Raw genomic sequence first — 5,216 nt, forward strand, 5'->3', positions numbered from 1 at the left:
CGATCACCGACCGTCTGCAGGGCGCCACGGGCTTCACCTACGCCGTGAACGCCGGGAACACCAAGTTCACCGACACCAAGGTCACCGACGCCGAGTCGCGCACTACCGACTACGTGACGGACGACTTCGGCCGCCCGGTCCAGACGACGAACGTCAAGTCACAGACGACGAAGATGTCGTGGGACGCAGACAACAACGTCAACTACCTCGAGGAGGCCAACGGCGCCAAGACCGCGTACTGCTACGACCAGAAGACGGGCTACCCGCTCTGGAAGCGCGACGCGGAGAACAACAAGGCGGGCGTTCCGCCGTCCTCGGACTGCGCCCCGGGCACTTACCCGGCGAACGCCCAGAAGTTCGAATACCAGACCCGCCTGGACGGCTTCTCGGCCGACATGTTCCGCAAGACGTCACCGGAGGGGCGCACCTGGCAGTTCGGCTACGACTCGTTCGGTAACCTGAAGACGGTCACCGACCCCAAGGGCGTCGCCACCACGGCCGTCGACGGTGACTACACCACGTCGTACGAGTACGACGCGTTCGGCCAGCTGATCAAGTCGACCGACCCGAACGGGAACTCAAACAACTACGGCGGCTTCGGCCCGGTCGGCTTCCCGAGTTCCATCACGGACGCGCTGGACAAGTCGTCGACCTTCGTCTACGACGAGCGTGGCCAGGTCACGCAGATCACCGACGCGCTCGGCAAGAACACCACGCAGACGTACGACACGTTCGGACGTCCGCTGACCAAATCGGTGCCCAAGGACCAGGCGTCCGGTGTCCTGATCACCACGCCGGCTCCGGTCTACGACGCCAACGACAACGTGACCTCCTCCACCGCTCCCAACGGTGCGGTGATGACGGCGACGTACGACGCCACGGACCAGATGGTCTCGTCGACGGACCCCAAGGACACGCCGACCGGACCGGAACGCCGGACCGACTACACGTACGACAAGACCGGTCACCTGAGGACGACCACCCAGCCGAAGGGAACCGCCACCACCGCGGACCCGAACGACTACGTCACCACCCACAACTACAACGAGATCTATGAGCTCACTTCGGTGGTCAACTCCGCCGGTGACAAGATCTCCTACGAGTACGACAGCGTCGGCAACCTCGTCACGGTCATCGACCCGAAGAAGAACGCGACCGCCGAAACTACCGACTACACCTCCAAGACCGCCTACGACCTGAACCACCGGTCCGTCTCGGTCACCGACGCGCTGGGCAAGATCAACTCGCGTACGTACGACAAGGACTCGCTGGTCGTCTCCATCAAGGACGCCGACAACAACGAGACCCTGATCACCTACGACGAGCGCGGCAAGAAGACGCAGGTCAAGGCTCCGCACACGGGCACCAGCCCGGACATCACGTACCGGACGACGAAGTACGAGTACGACCAGGTCGGCAACACCGTCAAGGTGATCACTCCGCGCGGGGTGGAAACCGCTGCCGCGGACGACTTCACCGTGCGTACCGAGTACGACGCGCTGAACCGTCCGGTGAAGCAGTTCCAGCCGTACGACCCGGCTGATGCCCGCTACAACGACCCGAACGTCTACACCGAGACGTTCTATGACGCGGTGGGCCGGGTCTCGAAGACCTCGATGCCACCGTCCGAGGGCCAGACGGTCCGCAACGACACCGCCTTCAGTTACTACGACAACGGCTGGACCAAGTCCACCACCGACCCGTGGGACATCGTCACCACGTACGACTACAACGAGCTGGGCCGTCAGACGGCCCGGACCCTGACGTCGGCAGGAGGCTCGTCCAACCGCACGATGAGCTGGTCCTTCTATCCGGACGGCAAGCTCAAGTCGAAGTCGGACGACGGTGTGCCGGTGGGTACCGGCGTCGCCCTCGTCGACAACTCCGATATTCAGAACACCACTTCGACCGGCACCTGGACGACCGGCACTCTGAACGGGCAGCAGGGCTACGACCACCAGGTCCACGCCGCCGGAACCGGGACCGACGCGTTCACATGGACGCTGAACATCCCGAAGGACGGCGCCTACACGGTCTACGTGAGGTACCCCCAGGTCGCCGACGCGGCCACGGCCGCCAAGTACACGGTCATCCAGTCCGACGGCGCGACGACGGACGTGGTCCGGGACCAGAGCACGGGCGGGGGCGACTGGGTCAGCCTGGGCTCGTTCGCCTTCACCCAGGGCAACGCGGCCAAGCTCCAGCTGTTCCAGAACAGCGGCGGCAACGTGGTCGCCGACGGCGTCAAGCTGGTGCGAGACAACTCGGCCGACACGGACAACGAGAAGCGCACGTTCGCCTACGCCTACGACCTCAACAGCAACCTGACGTCGATCGACGACACCACGCCGGGCGCCGCGATCGACGCGTACGGCATCACGTACACGGGCCTGGACCAGATCCAGAAGGTCACCGAGTCGCTGGCGGGTCAGGAGAAGAAGGCCACCTCCTACACCTACGACTCCACCGGCCAGCCACTCTCGGTCACTCATCCCGATCAGTTCTCGCAGTACACGTACGACGCGCGTGATCTGACCAAGACGATCTCGATCGGCGATACGCCCTCGGATCCTTCTCCCAAGGTCACGTCGTACACGTACACGGATCGCGGTCAGGCCCTGCGGGAGACCAAGGCAAACGGCAACTTCGTCGACTACGCCTACTACCTCGACGGCGCGGTCAGGAGCAGCACGGAGAAGACGGCTACCGGCTCGCTGGTCGCCTCGCACTCCTACACGTACGACGCCCACGGCAACGTGACGCAGGACGTGGCGAAGAAGATGAACGCCGACAACCACGCGGCGTACCTTGACTCCACCACCGACTACACCTATGACCCCGTCGATCGCCTCGCCAAGTCGGTCAAGATGGGCAACGGCGCCAGCACGGACACCTATGTCCACGACGACAACGCCAACGTCGTCAGCCAGAACGTCAAGGGCACAGCGACGACGTTCACCTACGACCGCAACCGGCTGCTGAGCGCGTCCGTGGCCGGCACGGCGTTCCAGTACAACTATGACCCGTTCGGCCGCCAGGAGTCGGTCACCAGCGCGGGCAAGGTCGTCGGGCGCAGCGTGTACGACGGCTTCGACCACGTCGTCGAGTCCCAGAAGATGGACGGGACCGGCACGATGAAGTCGACGACGTACACCTTCGATCCGCTCGACCGCACCCAGTCCAAGACCGCCGACGGCAAGACGACCAGCTTCAGCTACCTCGGTCTGTCGAGCGAGGTGCTCGGCGAGGAGGTCGCCGGCCAGCTGACGGCTTCCTACCAGTACAGCCCGTGGGGCCAGCGGCTCTCCCAGGTCAAGCGCAACACGGACGGCACGACCGAGGACGCCTACTACAGCTACAACCGTCGCACGGACGTCGACGCGGTGACCGACGAGAGCGGGAACACCAAGTCCACGTACGGCTACACCGCGTACGGCAGTGACGACACGTCCGAGTTCACCGGCATCGACAAGCCCGACGCGGCCAACCCCTCCAAGGAGGACTACAACCCCTACCGGTACAACTCCAAGCGCTGGGACGCCCAGTCCGGCACCTACGACATGGGATTCCGTGACTACAGTCCGGGCCTGAACCGCTTCACCACCCGGGACATGTACACCGGCGCCCTCGCCGACATGAACCTCGGCACGGACCCGTACACCGGCAACAGGTATGCCTTCACCGGTGGCAATCCGACCAGCTTCGTCGAACTGGACGGTCATCTGGCCTTCCTCGCCGTGCTGGTGCCAGTGGCCGCGGTCGTCGTCGTCGCGGTGGCCGCCGCAGTCGTGGCGGCAGCCGTGACCGTGGCCGTTGAGGAGGCCATCGACACGATCGACGAGGCCGTCGACGAAGCCATGGAGGAAGCCGACGAGCCGGCGCCGGCTCCGACCCCCGCACCGCGTCCGGGACCCCGGCCGGGTGACGGCTCGGGCTCGGACTCGGACAACAAGAAGCGGTGTGACGACGAGCCGAAGTCGTCCCGCTTCCAGTACCAGCCGCTGGACGGGGCCGGCCGTGCCCAGGGGGCGACTGCGCTGATCTGCCCGAGCGACCTCAAGGCCCCGCTCGCGGACAGGGACACGGGCGCGGTGAGCGTGTACGGATTCCCGGACCCCGCGCAGAACACTCCCAGGTCGGGGAAGGGGAACATCTTTGACCGCACTCACATCGTCGGCGACAAGGTGGGCGGCGACTGGGTGAACGAGAACCTGTTCACCGGGTTCTCGCGCATGAACAAGAGCGGCATGCGGCGTTGCGAGATCAAGATGGAGAAGCAGCTCGCGGCCCAGAAATGGGTCATGTACACCGGCAAGGTCAACTACAGCCACACCACGGGAATAGCGGACAGCATCACCATGTCCGCCTACACCGAGGACGGAGTATTGTTCGAAAACATTGTGGTCAAGAACAGCACGGATTGGCAGACGACATGCTGAGGGTAGAAGAGCTGGAGGCCGTGCTTCCGTCGATGGCACGGTGGCGTGTGCCTGGGGGGCGCAGAGTGGACTGGGCCGCCCTGGAGGCGGACCTCGGGACGGCGCTGCCCTCGGACTTCCGCTCTCTGGCGGAGGCGTATCCGATCCTGGTCGTCGACGACTTCCTGAAGGTGTCCGTTCCTCGGCCCGGGGCCGAGGCGTCATGGGCGTCCGCGTCCAGGGAGGACGAGATCCTTCAGGATCTGTACGAGATGGGCGACACCGAGGGCTACGCTCCCTTCCCGCAGCCGGGAGGCCTGATCTCCTGGGCAGAGTCCAATTCGGGGGACTCCTTCTATTGGAGGACAAGCCCCGCGGACCCGGACGCATGGCCGGTGGTCGTCCGCGGAGACAACGGCGACTGGTCGGAGTTTCCGGTCGGTGCCGTCGAGTTCCTTGTCGGCGTGTACGGGCGCACCATCCACGTGCCGGGCATGCCCAGGGACTTCCCCAGCGACTTTCCGAAGGTGCTGGGCCTGAGCGACAGTATCGACTGATCGGCAACTGATCCGCAGGCACATGTGAACAGCGATCGCCCCCAGGGCTCCTGGGGGCGATCGTTATTCGGTGGCACTACTCGTCCAGTCTTCGGTTGCACAAGAGTCGCCAGGGCTGCACGTCCGGCAACTGGACTGGTCCGCCCCCTAGTGTCCTGAGTCGTTAGTTCGCTTGCGGTTGTAGGGTGGGGTGATGCCTGGTCCGAAGCCGTTGCCTCTGGAGCTGTCCGATCACGAACGC

General features: G+C 64.9%; 2 protein-coding genes. Both read left to right on the forward strand.

Features of this window, described 5'->3' with window-relative positions:
- Positions 1–4,439 (forward strand): golvesin C-terminal-like domain-containing protein (locus tag ACZ4SA_RS36525; protein WP_468283042.1); only part of this gene is annotated, 4,439 nt, incomplete at its 5' end.
- Positions 4,433–4,975 (forward strand): SMI1/KNR4 family protein, encoded by a 543-nt coding sequence (locus ACZ4SA_RS36530; protein ID WP_468283045.1) that lies wholly within the window; start codon positions 4,433–4,435, stop codon positions 4,973–4,975. The genes ACZ4SA_RS36525 and ACZ4SA_RS36530, both read left to right, overlap by 7 nt.
- The last annotated feature ends 241 nt before the right edge of the window (positions 4,976–5,216 follow it).

It is taken from the genome of Streptomyces sp. NPDC027962, from assembly GCF_055566095.1.

What these genes read in the sequence shown, in the direction of transcription:
- ACZ4SA_RS36530 (WP_468283045.1), top strand. Translation starts at nt 4,433, where the DNA reads ATGCTGAGGGTAGAAGAGCTGGAGGCCGTGCTTCCGTCGATGGCACGG.